General features: G+C 41.0%; 16 protein-coding genes. 6 read left to right on the forward strand and 10 right to left on the reverse strand.

The annotated features are described in order from the left end of the window. Window positions 1-127 precede the first annotated feature (127 nt). Window positions 128-697, forward strand: coding sequence for a LysM-like peptidoglycan-binding domain-containing protein (locus IUZ65_RS01540; protein ID WP_195706538.1), 570 nt, complete (start codon window positions 128-130; stop codon window positions 695-697). Between the two features lie 31 nt (window positions 698-728). On the opposite strand, the gene IUZ65_RS01545 is transcribed toward IUZ65_RS01540, so the two are convergent. The 4 genes from IUZ65_RS01545 to IUZ65_RS01560 all read right to left on the reverse strand — a co-directional run bounded on the left by IUZ65_RS01545 (window position 729) and on the right by IUZ65_RS01560 (window position 4,725). Next, a complete protein-coding gene (locus IUZ65_RS01545) occupies window positions 729-1,589 on the reverse strand; it encodes a DMT family transporter (RefSeq protein WP_195706610.1) in 861 nt (286 codons plus the stop codon). Window positions 1,590-1,600: 11 nt separating this feature from the next. Continuing rightward, window positions 1,601-2,053: a GNAT family N-acetyltransferase gene (locus tag IUZ65_RS01550; protein WP_195706539.1), complete on the reverse strand. Its 453-nt coding sequence runs from the start codon at window positions 2,051-2,053 to the stop codon at window positions 1,601-1,603. Window positions 2,054-2,123: 70 nt separating this feature from the next. Beyond that, complete coding sequence (locus IUZ65_RS01555) at window positions 2,124-2,693, reverse strand: Crp/Fnr family transcriptional regulator (RefSeq protein ID WP_195706611.1); 570 nt, start codon at window positions 2,691-2,693, stop codon at window positions 2,124-2,126. A 70-nt stretch (window positions 2,694-2,763) separates the two neighbouring features. Next, window positions 2,764-4,725: a bifunctional 2',3'-cyclic-nucleotide 2'-phosphodiesterase/3'-nucleotidase gene (locus tag IUZ65_RS01560; protein WP_195706540.1), complete on the reverse strand. Its 1,962-nt coding sequence runs from the start codon at window positions 4,723-4,725 to the stop codon at window positions 2,764-2,766. A gap of 314 nt (window positions 4,726-5,039) precedes the next feature. Between IUZ65_RS01560 and cobA the strand changes: the two genes are divergently transcribed. The 5 genes from cobA (at window position 5,040) to cysC (ending at window position 11,006) form a co-directional block, all read left to right on the forward strand. Beyond that, on the forward strand, window positions 5,040-5,903 hold the full coding sequence (gene cobA, locus IUZ65_RS01565) for a uroporphyrinogen-III C-methyltransferase (protein ID WP_195706541.1): 864 nt from the start codon (window positions 5,040-5,042) through the stop codon (window positions 5,901-5,903). Between the two features lie 87 nt (window positions 5,904-5,990). Next, complete coding sequence (gene cysD / locus IUZ65_RS01570; protein WP_195706542.1) at window positions 5,991-6,899, forward strand: sulfate adenylyltransferase subunit CysD; 909 nt, start codon at window positions 5,991-5,993, stop codon at window positions 6,897-6,899. Between the two features lie 10 nt (window positions 6,900-6,909). Then, window positions 6,910-8,325, forward strand: a complete 1,416-nt coding sequence (gene cysN / locus IUZ65_RS01575; RefSeq protein ID WP_195706543.1) for a sulfate adenylyltransferase subunit CysN — start codon at window positions 6,910-6,912, stop codon at window positions 8,323-8,325. A 313-nt stretch (window positions 8,326-8,638) separates the two neighbouring features. After that, window positions 8,639-10,363: an SLC13 family permease gene (locus tag IUZ65_RS01580; RefSeq protein ID WP_195706544.1), complete on the forward strand. Its 1,725-nt coding sequence runs from the start codon at window positions 8,639-8,641 to the stop codon at window positions 10,361-10,363. A gap of 19 nt (window positions 10,364-10,382) precedes the next feature. Further along, entirely contained in the window at window positions 10,383-11,006 is a 624-nt protein-coding gene (gene cysC / locus IUZ65_RS01585; RefSeq protein ID WP_195706545.1) for an adenylyl-sulfate kinase, read from the forward strand. Between the two features lie 16 nt (window positions 11,007-11,022). Here the strand turns inward: cysC and IUZ65_RS01590 are convergent, their stop codons facing one another. The 6 genes from IUZ65_RS01590 to IUZ65_RS01615 form a co-directional block, all read right to left on the reverse strand. Beyond that, complete coding sequence (locus tag IUZ65_RS01590) at window positions 11,023-11,925, reverse strand: TIGR03899 family protein (RefSeq protein ID WP_195706546.1); 903 nt, start codon at window positions 11,923-11,925, stop codon at window positions 11,023-11,025. A gap of 475 nt (window positions 11,926-12,400) precedes the next feature. Next, window positions 12,401-12,925: a DUF3299 domain-containing protein gene (locus IUZ65_RS01595; protein WP_195706547.1), complete on the reverse strand. Its 525-nt coding sequence runs from the start codon at window positions 12,923-12,925 to the stop codon at window positions 12,401-12,403. 16 nt (window positions 12,926-12,941) lie between these two features. Next, window positions 12,942-14,201 carry an ABC transporter permease gene (locus tag IUZ65_RS01600; protein ID WP_195706548.1) on the reverse strand — a complete coding sequence of 420 codons (1,260 nt, stop codon included), beginning with the start codon at window positions 14,199-14,201 and terminating at the stop codon, window positions 12,942-12,944. Further along, on the reverse strand, window positions 14,198-14,914 hold the full coding sequence (locus IUZ65_RS01605) for an ABC transporter ATP-binding protein (RefSeq protein WP_195706549.1): 717 nt from the start codon (window positions 14,912-14,914) through the stop codon (window positions 14,198-14,200). Before IUZ65_RS01605 ends, IUZ65_RS01600 begins: the two co-directional genes overlap by 4 nt. A gap of 63 nt (window positions 14,915-14,977) precedes the next feature. Next, window positions 14,978-15,616, reverse strand: coding sequence for a zinc uptake protein ZrgA (gene zrgA / locus IUZ65_RS01610; protein WP_195706550.1), 639 nt, complete (start codon window positions 15,614-15,616; stop codon window positions 14,978-14,980). Between the two features lie 61 nt (window positions 15,617-15,677). Further along, entirely contained in the window at window positions 15,678-15,989 is a 312-nt protein-coding gene (locus tag IUZ65_RS01615; RefSeq protein ID WP_195706551.1) for a DUF2607 family protein, read from the reverse strand. Between the last annotated feature and the right edge of the window lie 67 nt (window positions 15,990-16,056).

Raw genomic sequence — 16,056 nt, forward strand, 5'->3', positions numbered from 1 at the left:
TGTGTAACTGTTTTCAATTAATCGCTATCCTGTATTCTCTTTAAAAACTATAATTGGTTAACAGTTTTTGGTTTTTTGATTTTTTTGTTAGCTATATAACGTGCTGTAAATAAAAGGAGTGATCTCTATGAATCGTCGAAATAGGAAGAAACAAGAAATGGGCCTTCTTGATGGTTTCAAAGATAGAGTCACTAAAGTAGATGTAAGTTCTATAAAAGAATTTTGGTTCAGCTTACCCAAGCTGCACCAATGGGCATTGATGATTCTTGTTCCGTTTGTCATCGTATTGCTTTTCATACCAGTACCTCCGGTAGAATCGGAAATAAGCACGGAGATAATTAAGAAGACGAATGTGGAGCCTGTTCGAAAAGAGGTGACGGTCAATACAACGTCATTAAGCGAAGAAGGCGGCACTAAGCATGCTTTGACAACAACTGATGAGTGGAAGGAGTATACGGTTCAATCTGGTGATACATTAGCGAAAGTGTTTCGTGCGAATAGCTTATCAATGGCAGATCTGAATGCTTTGATTGCGATAGAAGGATTAGATAAACCTTTAAGTAAGATCAGAGAAGGCCAACTTGTTCGATTTAAACTCGCGACGGAAGGGCATCTAGATATTCTACAGCTCGAAAAATCGGGAACATCTGTTATGTTTTTCCGTTTGTCAGACGGCGGATATGGAAGAAGTAAGTAAACTGACCTCCAGATGTTACTTATCTGGCATGTTATCGAGGTCGTTTTTTTCTGTATGCTCTGTTAAGAGTGCGGTAAGGAATCAATGGCATTACGATCAGAATAATACCTACCAAAGTAAGTAGATCAGGTATCTCGTTAAACCACCAAACACCGAATAGAGTGACAAAAATGAGTCCAGAGTATTCGGCGAGGGCTATCTCATCGGCTTGTGCTTTTTTATAAGCAAAAACCGCAAGTGCATTGTAGGCCAAAACACAGAGTGAACTCGCCAAAATCCAAAAATATTGAGTAAGTCCTAACGGTTGCCAGTCGAACAGAGCTAACAAGCCAGAAATGGGTAGAGAAATAACACTTGTCCAAAAAAGGGTATGAATAACCGAGTGCTCAGATGGTAGTTTACGGACTAAAACGTGGAATAGAGCAAGTGACATCGCGGTGCCTAACGCGAAAATTGCAGCCCAGTGAAACTGAGAGGGTCGTAGCACAATTAACACACCCGTGAAGCCAATTATCGAGGCGATGACTTTTTCTATTTGTAGTGTTTCTTTTAATAACCAAATTGATAAAGGCAACATTAACAGCGGCCCCGCATAAAAAACAGCATTCGCCGTTGCGAGAGGTAAGTGAGTAATAGCTACCACCATACATCCCGCCCCAATTATGATTAGATGTGATCTAATGGCTGTTATTTTCCAATTAACCGCGGGGTCATTCTGTTTTTTACCTCTAAAGTAAAACGGTGCAGCAACGAGTGTTGCAATAAGTTGGCGTAGGAATACATACTGGTAAACTGAAGATTCATTATCTAAAAGCTTAACGGCTACGTCAGATAAGGAGGCGAGCAGGTTACCAAATATTAATGCTAATAACGCGAGTCGCATCGTATTCATTGCGGGCAAATTTATTTCTCTAGTCTCATATCTATATGGGGAATGCCGTCTTCAAGATAAGAATCGGTATAGCCTTTGAAGTCATACCCCTGATAGAAATCTTTCAGGTATTCCTGGGCTTGAATATCGATGGTTTGATTGGGCCATAACTCTTGGCATTCGATCAATGCCTTGCGAAATAATTGGTGCCCAAGTCCGTTGCCTCTCGCTGATTGTTTGATTGCAATTCGACCTATTGAGACCTTATCGAAACTTATGCCGGGTTCCAGCAATCGAGCACACGCAACAATTATTCCATCCTGATAGCCAATAAGTTGATAAACCCCATTAGATAAATCTTTTTCATCTAGTTCAGGGTAGGGGCAGTTTTGCTCTACTACAAAGACATCAACGCGTAACTTAAGCAGTTCATACAGCTGTATTGTGGTGAGTTCTTCAAAACTTAGGCGTTGCCAGTTAATCATAAATTGCCTTTCTGGTTTATTTTTTACGAAAATAGCAACTAAGTGATTAACAATCATTAACTTTTGTTAATTAATCTTTCGCTTTTAGACGTGACTTTATTCTACTTAAGCTGATATGGGTAATTCCAAGATAAGCGGCTATCTGATAATCCGTTAGTCTCGATTCTAGATCAGGGTAGTGGTTGCAAAAAATCTCATAGCGTTCTTCAGGAGAGTATAGCAACATAAATCGTTCTTTTGATTCTTTGTATATTAGCTGAGTTTCCAGTAGTTTTATGTATAAAGGGTTTGCTTCTTCTCGCCATATTCGTAATGCATCAATAGGAATACAAAGAAGGCTGACAGCGGTGAGAGACTCTAAAAGAAATGGCGAAGGGCGGTCGCTAATTAAGCTTTCAAATCCGATGATCCAGTCTTGTTCCCAGTAGAATTCTTTGCTGAAGCTTTTACCATCTTCCGTTAAGTAACAAGAGTGGCAGAGTCCATCTAATAAAAAATAAATATGACTGGGCATGTCTCCTTGATTGATCAAAATATGACGGGTTGGAAGCTCTAATGGAGAAACGAGTTCACTGACTTCTGCAATTTCTTCATGTGTAAAACCATGCTCTTGTAATTGGTATAGCAAATCCGGATTCATCTCATTTATCTCCCACATAAAAAAAGCCGTACTCTAAAGAGCACGGCTTTTATCATAGACGATTTATCGATTACTTTTGTAGATCTATTTTATAGACAGCAAAGCCTACTTCATCCATACCCACTTTTGTCATTGGGTATTGACCTTTTTCTTCTACAAATTTAGCCGCTTTTTCACTAGGAGAAGTTTCAAAGCGAATGTCTAAATTCTGGGCACCCATGATAGGAGCAAATGACCAGTTATTATCAGCACTTGGTGTCACTTCCCCTTTTTCTTTACTTACTTCACTGATGTAAGCGGCTAGGATGCTTCGGTTTTCATCTGGTGCATCAAATGCGATGAAATCTGAACCTGTTCCAGCAAACTTAGCACCGTAGGCGCGGTAGTTGTTCGTCGCAATGATGAAATCTTGCGACATATCAACAGGCTCTCCCTGATACGTTAGATTGACAATACGTTGTGAATCGGGGTTGACAACTTTACAGCTGCCATCGTATTTAGCTGGTTGCGTAAGGTCGATTTGATAGTTTACTCCATCAATAACATCAAAGTTATAGGTACGGAAATCATCCCAGTTTACCAGTGACTGCGGTCCAGCATTATTGATATCAATTTGGTTGAATTGACCTGATGAACACTCTAGCCATTCTTTTACTTCTTTACCTGTAACTTTTAGAGCAACTAATGTGTTTGGATATAGGTAAAGGTCCGCAGCATTACGGAAAGTGAGCTGGCCTGACTCTACTTCTGTGTAGCCTGATGGGTCATTTTTACGGCCACCAGCTTTAAATGGTGCAGCGGCAGAAAGGACCGGGATACCGTCTAGATTTGGGTCGCCTTGGATGAACTTTTCCACATACGATTTTTGTGCAGCGTTCACAATTTGGACAGTCGGGTCATCTTGAACAAGTGCTAGGTAGCTATACATTACATCGTTTGCTTTACCAATCGGTTGGTTGACAAACTCTAACGTAGCGGCGTGATCAGCAGCAAGTGCTTTTACAATACCTTCATCGTTTTCCGCCAAAGATGCTTTTGCTTTACGATCATAAATAGCGCGCGCTTCTGATTTGCTGCTGGTAACCTCCCACACACCTTTCTTCTTATCGAAGTCTAGCTCTAGGTCCATCACACCAACGTGGCTACCCCAACGGCCGGGCATAACAGCAGCTACGCCATTGATTATACCATTTTCGTTGTCAACACCTTGAATACCATCATACCCTTTACCAGGGAAGACAGAGTGAGAGTGACCAAATGCAATGGCATCAATACCCGCTACTTCACTTAGGTAGATGACAGAGTTTTCAGCGCCTTTTTTATATGGGTCTTTTGAAATGCCTGAGTGAGGGATTGCAACGATAACGTCAGCACCCTCAGCTTTCATCATAGGAACGAATTTTTCTGCCGTTTCTTTGATGTCTTTCGCGATAACTTTACCTTCTAAATTCTTTTTATCCCAAGTCAGAATTTGAGGTGGAGCAAAACCGATATAACCGATACGAATTGAACGAGGAAAACCGTCAGAATCTTTAAACGAATATTGTTTAATAATATAAGGCGTAAAGTAGTTTTCACCTGTTGCCTTGTCATAAATATTCGCGTTGACGTAAGGGAAGTTGGCATCATTTACGGATTCTTTAAGGAAATCTAAACCGTAGTTGAATTCATGATTACCTAAGTTACCGACTTGATAACCAAGTTGATTCATTGCTTTATAAACGGGATGAACTTCGCCAGATACTATGCCTTTAGACGCCATGTAGTCAGCCATTGGACTACCTTGAATTAAGTCGCCATTGTCGACAAGAACGCTGTTAGTTACTTCATTACGAGCTTTTTTAACCAATGTCGCTGCGCGAGATAGGCCAATTTTTTTAGACTCTTTACCTTTGTAGTAATCGAATGAGTAGGCGTTACCGTGGATATCTGTCGTTTCTATAATACGTAGGTTAACTGTTTCTGCATTTGCAGAGCCTGACATTGCTAGCATGCTGGTTAGTACAGCAAGAGATAGTGGCTTAATGGTCATTAATTTGCTCCAATCCTTGTTAATTAACGTGGGTCGAATGAGACCCTACAGTGCAATATGTTCGGGGGACATACCATATCGTTTGATATTTAAGTGGTGAAGGTATCAGATTTCTATGCAAGAAATGTTATATCTCCTTCACGAAATGTGACATTCATATGTTAAATATCTCTGATTTGTCTACTTTATCTCCTTTCACGCAACCTCGAATTAATCCCTTATCACTTTTTAGAATAAAAAATAAACTTTTAGAATTTCAAGTAATATATAAGTCTGTTCATAATACAATCATCAACTGCAAATGAGATGGCGGCATGAAGAGCTCGGACATACACAAAATATCCCCTAGCGATAAACCTAAACTGGTGAGTAATAGTATAACGCCTGTTTTCGGTAAAAGCCGTTTAAGTCGGGGAGAAGTTGCACTTATTGGTGCAGGGCCGGGTGACGCTGAGTTATTAACGATAAAAGCGCTGAGTTTTTTACAGCAAGCTGATGTCGTGCTTTATGACTACCTTGTCTCTGATGAAATTATAGCGCTCATACCTGACGAAACCATTCTTGTGTGTGTTGGTAAAAAAGCGGGACATCATAGCGTTCCTCAGGAGAAAACGAACAAGTTGCTCGTTGATTTTGCTCAGCAAGGTTATCGCGTTGCCAGAATTAAAGGTGGTGACCCGTTTATGTTTGGCCGAGGTGGCGAAGAGTTAGAAGTGCTTTTTGATGCAAATATCCCATTCCAAGTTATACCAGGGATTACAGCTGCGGCTGGTGCAACGGCTTACGCAGGTATCCCTCTCACTCATAGAGATTATGCACAGTCTGCGCTCTTTATTACCGGACACTTGAAAGAGGATAGTGACCAACTCGACTGGTCGACGGTCGCAAGAGGCAAGCAGACGTTAGTCATTTATATGGGCTTGATGAAATCAAAACATATTCAAAACCAATTGATTGTTCACGGCAGAGCAAGTGATACCCCAATTGCGATTATTGAGCGAGGTACGCAGGCCTCTCAGCGAGTGTTGAAAGGTTCGTTAAATCAACTGGCAGAGTTAGCGGTACAAGCCGAATCGCCTTCATTAATTGTGATAGGTGAAGTGGTTCGTTTGTCAGAAAAACTGGATTGGTTTTCTAATGTGCAACCTCAACGTCAACCTATCGAACAATATGCTTAGTTAGTGTTTATAACATTAACTAAAAATGAATCAGAGACAGATAACAATATTAGCCACGCTCAGCAAAGAGCCAAAGGAAGAGTCAACATGGATCAACAAAGATTTACTCACTTAAAGCAGCTCGAAGCTGAGAGCATCCATATTATTCGTGAAGTTGCGGCAGAGTTTCAAAATCCGGTAATGATGTATTCCATCGGTAAAGATTCCTCTGTCATGCTTCATCTCGCTCGCAAAGCGTTTTATCCAGGAAAGATTCCCTTCCCACTACTCCATGTAGATACGGATTGGAAATTCAAGGAGATGATCGAGTTTCGAGACAAGACCGCTAAGAAATATGGTTTTGAGCTTTTAGTGCATAAGAACCAAGACGGTATTGAAATGGGCATTAGTCCATTTGTGCACGGTTCTTCAAAGCATACCGATATCATGAAAACACAAGGGCTCAAACAAGCTCTAAACAAATATGGTTTTGATGCCGCTTTTGGTGGTGCCCGTCGTGATGAAGAGAAATCGCGTGCGAAAGAGCGCGTTTATTCGTTCCGTGACAAAAATCATACGTGGGACCCGAAAAATCAGCGTCCTGAGCTCTGGCATACCTATAACGGACAGGTTAATAAGGGCGAAAGTATCCGAGTCTTCCCTCTCTCCAATTGGACTGAGTTGGATATTTGGCAATACATTTATTTAGAAAACATTGAAATTGTTCCACTTTATTTGGCGGAAAAACGGCCTGTTGTTGAACGTGATGGCATGTTGATCATGGTTGATGATGAAAGAATGCCTATCGAAGAGACAGAGAAAGTGGAACAAAAGAATGTGCGTTTCAGAACATTAGGTTGTTACCCATTGACTGGAGCGATTGAGTCGGAGGCGACAACACTACCTGAGATTATTGAAGAAATGCTTGTTGCAACGTCGAGCGAAAGACAAGGTAGAGCGATAGATCGTGACCAATCTGGCTCTATGGAACTTAAGAAACGTCAAGGTTATTTCTAAGGAAAGATATATGAACAGCGCAGTAGAAGCTCAACTATCCGAGCTGGGTATTGAAGAATATTTAAATCAACATCAACACAAGTCCTTACTTCGTTTCTTAACCTGTGGTTCTGTAGATGACGGTAAAAGTACTTTGATTGGACGTTTGCTTCATGATTCAAAACAAATATATGAAGATCAACTTGCCGCCGTTCATTCGGATAGCCAACGTGTTGGTACGACAGGTGAGAGACCTGACTTAGCCCTTCTTGTTGATGGGCTTCAAGCGGAGCGTGAGCAAGGTATTACCATTGATGTCGCTTACCGTTATTTTTCTACTCAGAAACGTAAATTTATTATTGCTGATACCCCTGGCCACGAGCAATATACTCGAAATATGGCCACTGGTGCATCAACGTGTGATGTTGCCGTTATATTAGTGGATGCACGAAAAGGCGTACTTGATCAAACACGTCGCCATTCATTTATTGCCAGCTTACTTGGAATCAAGCATTTCATCGTAGCGATAAATAAAATGGATTTGGTAGAGTATTCAGAGCAACGATTTGAAGAGATAAAGGCTGAGTATTTAGATTTTTCTGAAAAACTAAAAAGCGACGTTAATATTCAATTGTTACCTCTATCGGCATTAGAAGGCGACAACGTCGTTGACAGAAGTGATGAGATGGCTTGGTATCAGGGGGAACCATTACTTACTCTTTTGGAAAATGTGGATCTTTCCGTACAAGCTAGCAGCGCAGAGTTTCGTTTCCCAGTTCAGTATGTGAATCGACCAAATCTTGATTTTAGAGGTTTTGCTGGCTCATTGTCTTCAGGGGCCGTTTCCGTTGGAGATGAAATAAAGGCACTACCTTCGGGTAAGGTTTCTAAAGTTGCTCGGATCGTAACGTTTGATGGTGACTTAGATACGGCGTACGCAGGTCAAGCGGTTACGCTGACATTAGAAGACGAGATAGATGTTAGCCGTGGAGATTTATTAGTATCCGATGGTGCGGCTATTGAATCATCTAATCATGTACTAGCCGATATAGTTTGGATGACAGAAGAGCCTCTCAATATAGGCCGTCAATACGATATTAAGATAGCGGGTAAAAAAACGTTAGGACAAGTTGATGTTATTCGTCATCAGTATGATGTGAATAACCTGTCTCGTTTTGATACCAACGCTATTCCTCTTAATGGTATAGCGCAGTGTGAGTGGTCACTTACAGAAACAATTCCGATCGATAAGTACGTAGATAGCCCGGATACGGGTGGTTTTATCATTATTGATAGACTGACCAATGTGACGGTTGGCGCTGGCCTTGTGCGAGAGCGTTTAGACCAAAAAGATGAGTCGTCGAATGTGGGGGATATCAATGCCTTTGAACATGAACTTAAAGCGTTGATTCTCAAATATTTCCCATCTTGGGATGCGAAAATTTGAGATGTAATGAAGGCTCTTTAAATATTGTCTTTCTCACAGAAAATGGCGTCATCTCCACGAAAGTGGAACGCTGTTCGGTTAGTGCTAAATACTTCGTAAATCCCGTGAAAACGGGAATCATGGTGATATTAGATCCCCATTTTCATGGGGATGACGTCGATTTTTGTGAAAACAGGTCTGTTTTCGTCAGGATGACCGGTTTAAATAACCTTGACCGAACTGCATTCCGTGCAAACGGGAATGGCGACATTGGGTATTAGCGGTAATTTAACGTTGGTTCATAAGATTAATTCCGCTATTTTGAGGGCAAGTTATGTGGGAACAAAGCTTTATATTGACGTTATTAGTCGGTGTTGTCGCATGCTTGCTCTGGACTAAACTTAAACCCAGTTTTATCTTTGCAGGTGCTGCATTTATCGCCTTTATTACTGGTCAGATAGAACTAGAAAGTATCGCGAATAACTTTACTAATTCGTCGTTACTTACCCTTATTTTGCTTGTCCTTGCTTCCTGTGCACTTGAGAAAACGCGACTAATTAGTTGGGTTAGTTATCATATTTCTGAAGGGAAACTGGGAACGGTTGTGGCGAAACTGGGGTTGTCTACGGCAATACTTTCATCTTTTACCAATAACACGGCGGTTGTTGTTTCCTTAATAGGGGCAATAAAACGTAATCAACAACATCCACCATCTAGATTGCTCATTCCTCTTTCCTATTCTGCCATTTTAGGGGGAACGTTGACGTTGATTGGTACCTCTACCAATTTAATCATCAACAGCTTTGTCGAAAATGTGGGCTTACCAAGTCTTGGTTTTTTTGCACCAACGATGATTGGTTTGGCCGTACTCTCGGGTGGGTTGCTCATTCTTATCCCCCTCAGTTATTTGCTTCCAGATAATGAGGACCAGAATCAAGACGATCTACCTTATTTTCTTGAGGCTAGAGTTGAAGCAGGCTCTCCATTGGTAGGGAAAACAATTACTGAAAATGGACTAAGGGCGTTGCGTAAACTTTTTTTGGCGGAGGTTATTCGAGATGGCGAGGTCATCACTTCGGTGACGCCTGACTTTGTATTGCTAGCTCGAGATAGATTGATGTTTTGCGGTGATATAGAAAGTGTTGCGACATTGCAAGAAATTAAAGGCATCACACTGTTTGGACAGCACCATCTCAATGGACAGAATTTGCTTGAGGTCGTCGTCAGCTCTTCTGCCTCGATATGCAATAAAACGCTTATTTCAAGCGAGTTTAGAGATCGTTTTGATGCAGTAGTGGTTGCAATTCGAAGAGGTCATGAGAGATTAGAGGGTGGTTTAGGGAAGATAAAGTTAGCGGCCGGGGATACACTTATCATTGTACCTGGTAAACGATTTGAGTATGAAGTTAGTCGTCATAATCGAGAATTTTTATTGGTGAATGATCTCGACTCAAGCGCCAAACTTGATTTGAGTAAGTCAAATATAGTTTTAGTTGGTTTTGCTTTTGTTATTGGTTTCGCTTTGCTTGATATTGTACCAATAATCAAAGGGCTAGCCGTTTATCTTTTTGGGCTGTTAGCGCTCGGTATCATCAGTTTTACTGAATTACGCCGTCGTTTTCCGATAGATATTGTTGTCATCGTAGGGTCCGCCTTGAGTATTGCTCAGTTGATGCTTTCGTCTGGGCTATCGACACAAATGGGGGCATTTTTTATTGAAGCCCTCAATGGATGGGGTGTTTTTGGTGCGTTAGTGGCAACCTATTTTTTGACTCTCGTGCTTACAGAGCTTGTCACCAATAATGCCGCGGCCGCATTGTCGTTTCCGATAGGGTACAGCATGGCTGTCGCTTATGGTGTGGATCCTATGCCTTTCATTATGGCCGTATTATTTGGAGCGAGCGCAAGTTTTGTCTCTCCTTACGGTTACCAAACCAATCTACTGGTATATAGCGTAGGAAATTACCGCATTAGTGATTACATACGAGTTGGTATTCCCATCTCAATCGTTTACTCCATTTTAGTTTTAACGTTGATCCCCTATTTTTTCCCATTTTAATGTAAGGAGTTGCTTTCTCATGGCAGAAAGAAATACGTCTACCCAAGATAGTAATATTGTGTGGCACCAACATACTGTGAATAAAGAGACCAGAGCGAGGATTAAGCAACAAAAGCCAGTTGTACTCTGGTTTACGGGGTTATCCGGTGCGGGTAAGTCTACCGTAGCAGGTGCACTAGAGAATGTGTTGGCAGATATGGGGTTTCATACCTATTTACTGGATGGCGACAATGTACGCCATGGGTTATGTAAAGATTTAGGTTTCTCCGAGCAAGATAGAAAAGAGAATATACGCCGAGTTGGTGAGCTGTGTAAGTTAATGGCGGATGCTGGTCTAATCGTTCTTTCCGCTTTTATTTCTCCCTATAGAGAAGAGCGTCAAATGGTAAGAGAACTGCTCCCAGAAGGCGAATTTTTAGAGGTATTTGTCAATGCATCGATGGAAGTGTGTGAGCAAAGAGATCCAAAGGGTTTGTATAAAAAAGCCAGAGCAGGAGAGATTAAGAATTTTACGGGGATAGATTCGAATTACGAATCGCCGTTACAACCAGAAATTAACTTACCAGCAGGAGATAAAGAGGTTAATGATTTGGTTGAAATATGTTTAGCCGTATTGCAGCAAAAAGGCATCATAACTTCTTGATGCCTTGATCTTATTATCAAACCAATTGGTCAATCGTTCCTTTGGTTTCAGTTTGAACGGTAAACTTCTGACTCAGTAAACCAACAAGTTGGTCAAAATATTTCATGTTTGGTTTATTGCCTAGAAGTTTACATAACTCATTTCCAACGGGGCTTAAGCGATAATAGAGTAATCGACTACCTTTCCCCATGGGCTGGAGTGAGACGATTTTCCCTTGGTAGTCGAGCAATAGCGCCGGGTCAAATTCAATCTCGCCTGACTCTAATTCGGTGCCAATAACTAAACCCAACTCAATCAGAAGTAAGATACTTGAATAGGGGAGTTGATAGCTACCTAAGTTAATGGTTTCTTCTACGTCTCTTTTGGTAAAACTAAACAGACCGCTTTGGGTTCGAAATCCAATAAGCAGTTTTTTTGAGTTATCCCCACCAAAACTGCATGATAATGCGGCTGCTTTTTGTAAATATTGCGCCTCTTTTGGTGTCATGTCTTTTAGCACCTGCAGAGCTTTTACTGATGTAGAACCAGGGTTTGTCACTTCAAGCTTTAGGATTTGAGCCCAAAGCCTTTGCATGGAGCTATTGTGAATATCCTGAGCTAGATCGAAAAATCGATTGAGCCAATCTTGGTCTGGGTCGCCAGCGGTTTCGTCATTGCAGAATGAATGTGAGAACTTGATGATTGTTTCTAAATTTTTTTGCCTTTGTTCTCTGCGTTGCTTGTCTCTATTTAGTGCTCTTTCTAAAATGGATTTCTGCGTGGGACTCGACTGTAATAACGCCTCCAGTCCATAGGTTTCGGCTATGCTAGCCACACGGCTAGCACTATCTTTGATGTAGCTAGATTTCTTTTTTGAGTGGTCACTATTCTGATTCGTTTCACTGTTATCTATAGTAACGGGTGCTCTTTTTTCTGCCATGCCCCACTATCCTATTCCGTTTTAGTCAGTAAAAATGTAACGTGTTATCGCGTTATATGCCACTGATTTGGCGCAATGCTTGAGTAACTAATGCTGAATTTTGAAGATTATAAGATCTAAAGCGATAGTGAATGGTGTTGTGACTATTACAATTAGCAATAAAAAAACCTGTGATATCGCCATTCATTATATATAAAATTGTTGTGGATCAGGAGGACAGTAGTTATCTCGATAAATGTTTGCCTTTAGCTCGTGTTTCAAATTTTATCTGATATGATAATTAAATGTTAAAGTTGTTAACTATTGTGAGATTCAAGATGGCACAGTCAAACGACAATAAGTTTAAAAAGCAGCTATCTGCTACATTGCTTTTCGTTATATATGTAGCAGTATTGGCTTATCTGTCTAATTTTTTGATGTAATAATCAATCAATGAAAACAAATAAACCAATAAGTAAGTTAGATTATTTTTTGATTACTGGTCATCATAAACTTCCACCGCCATCCCTTCGATAACATATCCCACTTCCGCTAGTTCGTGACTGACCGTTTCTGTCTTTAGTCTTCCTACGATATATACGACATCCCATAATTCCTGCACGGGAGCTCCGCCTTTAAAGCGTACATAGATTAATTGGTTTGGTGGCGGTGGTGGAACGTGAATGCAAGCCCCTAAAAAGGGAACAAGCATAAATTCAGTAACCATATTTTCATCACCCTCTAGCGGAATAACAAAGCCAGGGATCTTAACAATACTTCCGTTCAATTCCTGTCTAACCCCACCCAATTTGGACTGTTCAGGTGAATCTTCTTCATGACTGAGTTGCAAAGGCATGCCAACACTATCTACAAGGTTTCTTTCATTTTCTGGAATTAAATCTATCCACTCCAATTGCAATATATCGGATTGCTCTAGTGAGGAACTTTCACCTGAAGCAACAGCTTGAATGGGTATAAGAAAGACGCTTAATAAACTGACAATTAATGCTACATTTTTCATATTCTACCTATGATGTTTATATTCGAATTGTCATGCCATCCGCCAATGATTGACGGTAAGCACTAAATGCTGGAATAAAACCGATAATGACACCGGCAAGTTGAACAAGTCCTAAAAGCATCCATTCGTGACCAGTGATCATGGATAGCTCGACGTTGACGCCATAGAGCTGCTGGATAATCGGTTGAGCAATTGCGAGCAGAGAGTAAAGACCAATGAGGCCAGCCACGATACCTACGAAGGTTAATGCGCTCGCTTCACTTATCAGCAATATAAATATGTGCTTGGGTCGTGCTCCCATCGCTCTTAAAATGGCCATTTCTCTGCGTCGTTCTTGTAGGCTAGTGAGTAGGCTGCTTAGCATCCCTAGTAAGCCTGCTACAACGACAAATCCGGATACCGCCATTAATGCTGTTTCTGCCACTGACATCATGCCCCACAATTCATGTAAAGCGATACCCGGCAAAATAGCGCTTAGGGGTTCCTTTCTATACGTGTTTATTTTCCGTTGTAAGGCAAATGTGTGAATTTTAGATTTCAATCCAAGCATGAACGCAGTTATTTGTTCAGGCTGGAATTTTCGTTGAACTAATGTATCAACATTAGGTGTATTACCTAAATTTGCGCCTGATTCCCACCCAACATGAATGGCTTCTATCGCTTCTAATGAAACGTGTACGGTTTTATCTACAGGTGTACCTGTCGGTTCAAATATGCCGACAACCTTAAATGGGATGTTGTCATGTCGACTAAAAGCAACATCACTTATACCGTGAGCAATAATGATGTCACTACCAATGCTGTAACCGAGTTCTTTTGCTACATCGGCACCTAGAACGGTTTCAAACAACGAGTTAAATGGTCTTCCTTTTTTAAGTTCAAGTGGCTGTTTTTTTCCGTACCTGAAATATTTGAAGTAGTCTTGATTCGTCCCCATGACTCGAAAACCCTTGTGCGAATCGCCGAGAGAGATAGGAATAGCCCATTTTACAGAGCGCTGTTGGCGGATTTCTTCAAAGCTTTTCCAATCTATATTAGCGGTTGCATTGCCTATTCTAAAGACAGAATAGAGAAGAAGATTTACAGAACCAGAACGAGCACCGACAATAAGATCTGTGCTTGAGATAGTATTTGCAAAACTGCTTTTTGCTTGGGTTCGTATGCGTTCAACCCCCATCAACAAAATGACAGAAATGGCAACGGTTAATATAGTGAGTATTGCTGTCGCTTTTCTGTTGGTCAGGCTTTTCCAAGCTAAGTGAGCGATGGTTTTCATTTCGTCCCCTTAGCGAGTGTTAACGCTTGTTCATTAAGGTCATTGAGTTGAATGCTTCGATCGAACATCGATTCAAGCGTTGGGTCGTGGCTGACAAATATCAGTGTAGACTTGGCGAATTCAGCCTCTTCCATAAGCAGTTCAATAAAGGCGGTTCGGTTATCAAAGTCTAGTGAAGAAGTGGGTTCATCCGCGATAAGCAGTTCGGGACGTCCAATGAGCGCTCGAGCAGCGGCTACGCGCTGTTGTTGCCCGATACTTAATTCAACAATGGGTTTATTGAGTAGCTTTTCATCTAGGTGTAAACGTTTTAGCAGCTGGGCCGCGGTTTTTCTTAGCTCACCACCGACGTTTTTCTTTCGAATGCTTGAAAAATGACAAGGTAGAATTACATTGTCAATCATTGATAGATAAGGCAGTAGATTAAATTGTTGAAAAATGTAGCCGATATGATCGGCTCTAAATTTATCTCTTTGGTTCTGCTTCAGCGTAGAAATGTCGGTATCTAAAATCTGTACTTTGCCATTTTGAGGGGAAATTATCCCGGTTAGCAAGCCAAGTAGTGTCGACTTCCCACTTCCACTTGGTCCTTTAATAAACAGATGTTCACTTCGATTAATATCTAATTGATCAAACTTTAGCGTTGGTGATATATCGTTCGCCCAACGGTAACTAATCTGTGAGAGCGAGACAACTTTGGTTGGTTTGTTCATTATTTGTTCCATTGCCATGATGTAGGTGACCACATCTGAAAGAGTGACGTAGCCACCTATAAGCTAAAACTGAATAAGAGTGTGATTACTGTTAAGTTCTAGCGCTTTTTGGCTAGTATCCGTTAACAAATTGACGCTAATTTTATCCGTCTTAGGAAAGTGCTCAAACCACGTCGTTTTCACCTGATGTAGCTTAGTTATATCACTGCATTCAAAATGATATTCTACGGTGAATTGGCCATGCCCACTTTCTTCATGTTCGCTTCCCTCATGCCCATCATCGGTGTGCATGTGCTCATCATGCTCATGAGAGTCGTCATGGTCATGTTCATCATTTTCATGCTCATCATGCTCGTGTTCGCCATGTTGTTCCTCACTTTCCAATGTGTTGGTCACGTTAATATGTTCTACACGGCAGTTGGCATCTTGAGAGATAAGCAAAATACTTTCTGCTTGTTTTAGGGTTTGCTCTGCTTGTTCAATCAGTTGATGTTGTTGTTCGTCTGCTGGCGCATGTTCAAAGCCGACAATATCAGAACCCGGAGCTGTAATTTCTACTAATAACTCGTTGCCTTCCTGAGCCATATTAAACTCAACGTGGCCATGTATGTGAGCCTCATGTTGGCGAAAACCTTCTTCGGCATGTGCTGATGCTGCTAATACGAGTGTCGATAATAGTGATAATTTGAATATGTGTTTCATGGTTGAAAAACCTCAATTTGAAAATAATTATATATAGTTAGCCCGAGTTCAGGTTATTTATTTATGATGAGTGAATTGAGGATTTCGGCGGTGCTCGTGCTTTTTCTATCGGTAGAGTTCGAAAAGCCGCCGCGATAGAATCAATATCTGTTTGAAAGTGTTTTTGAATGATAACGGGTAAAACAGGTAATGCAGATGACACACCATGAATTGCGTGAGAAAAAAGCTGACAATGATGATGTTCGTGATGTGCTTTATCAATATCTAGCTGATGTTCAATGAATGCAAAGCCTGTCCATAGTACAAGTACTAAGACAAATGAGGTTAACCTTTTTACGGTAAGGCGAGTATAACCAACAAACTGTGCGTTCATAATTGATGCAAAATGGGTGCTAAGACTCTAAATGTAATAATATAACAATTACACTGCAAGACAAATG

Origin of the sequence: Vibrio sp. VB16 (genome assembly GCF_015594925.2) — a bacterium.
GTDB lineage: Bacteria > Pseudomonadota > Gammaproteobacteria > Enterobacterales > Vibrionaceae > Vibrio.

Bases quoted from the DNA above. Each gene is read 5' to 3' on its own strand.
- IUZ65_RS01540 (WP_195706538.1), top strand. From the start codon at position 128: ATGAATCGTCGAAATAGGAAGAAACAAGAAATGGGCCTTCTTGATGGT.
- IUZ65_RS01595 (WP_195706547.1), bottom strand. From the start codon at position 12,925: ATGAAAAATGTAGCATTAATTGTCAGTTTATTAAGCGTCTTTCTTATA.
- IUZ65_RS01555 (WP_195706611.1), bottom strand. From the start codon at position 2,693: ATGAATCCGGATTTGCTATACCAATTACAAGAGCATGGTTTTACACAT.
- zrgA (WP_195706550.1), bottom strand. From the start codon at position 15,616: ATGAAACACATATTCAAATTATCACTATTATCGACACTCGTATTAGCA.
- IUZ65_RS01600 (WP_195706548.1), bottom strand. From the start codon at position 14,201: ATGAAAACCATCGCTCACTTAGCTTGGAAAAGCCTGACCAACAGAAAA.
- cysD (WP_195706542.1), top strand. From the start codon at position 5,991: ATGGATCAACAAAGATTTACTCACTTAAAGCAGCTCGAAGCTGAGAGC.
- IUZ65_RS01605 (WP_195706549.1), bottom strand. From the start codon at position 14,914: ATGAACAAACCAACCAAAGTTGTCTCGCTCTCACAGATTAGTTACCGT.
- IUZ65_RS01615 (WP_195706551.1), bottom strand. From the start codon at position 15,989: ATGAACGCACAGTTTGTTGGTTATACTCGCCTTACCGTAAAAAGGTTA.
- IUZ65_RS01580 (WP_195706544.1), top strand. From the start codon at position 8,639: ATGTGGGAACAAAGCTTTATATTGACGTTATTAGTCGGTGTTGTCGCA.
- IUZ65_RS01560 (WP_195706540.1), bottom strand. From the start codon at position 4,725: ATGACCATTAAGCCACTATCTCTTGCTGTACTAACCAGCATGCTAGCA.
- IUZ65_RS01545 (WP_195706610.1), bottom strand. From the start codon at position 1,589: ATGAATACGATGCGACTCGCGTTATTAGCATTAATATTTGGTAACCTG.
- IUZ65_RS01550 (WP_195706539.1), bottom strand. From the start codon at position 2,053: ATGATTAACTGGCAACGCCTAAGTTTTGAAGAACTCACCACAATACAG.
- cysC (WP_195706545.1), top strand. From the start codon at position 10,383: ATGGCAGAAAGAAATACGTCTACCCAAGATAGTAATATTGTGTGGCAC.
- IUZ65_RS01590 (WP_195706546.1), bottom strand. From the start codon at position 11,925: ATGGCAGAAAAAAGAGCACCCGTTACTATAGATAACAGTGAAACGAAT.
- cobA (WP_195706541.1), top strand. From the start codon at position 5,040: ATGAAGAGCTCGGACATACACAAAATATCCCCTAGCGATAAACCTAAA.
- cysN (WP_195706543.1), top strand. From the start codon at position 6,910: ATGAACAGCGCAGTAGAAGCTCAACTATCCGAGCTGGGTATTGAAGAA.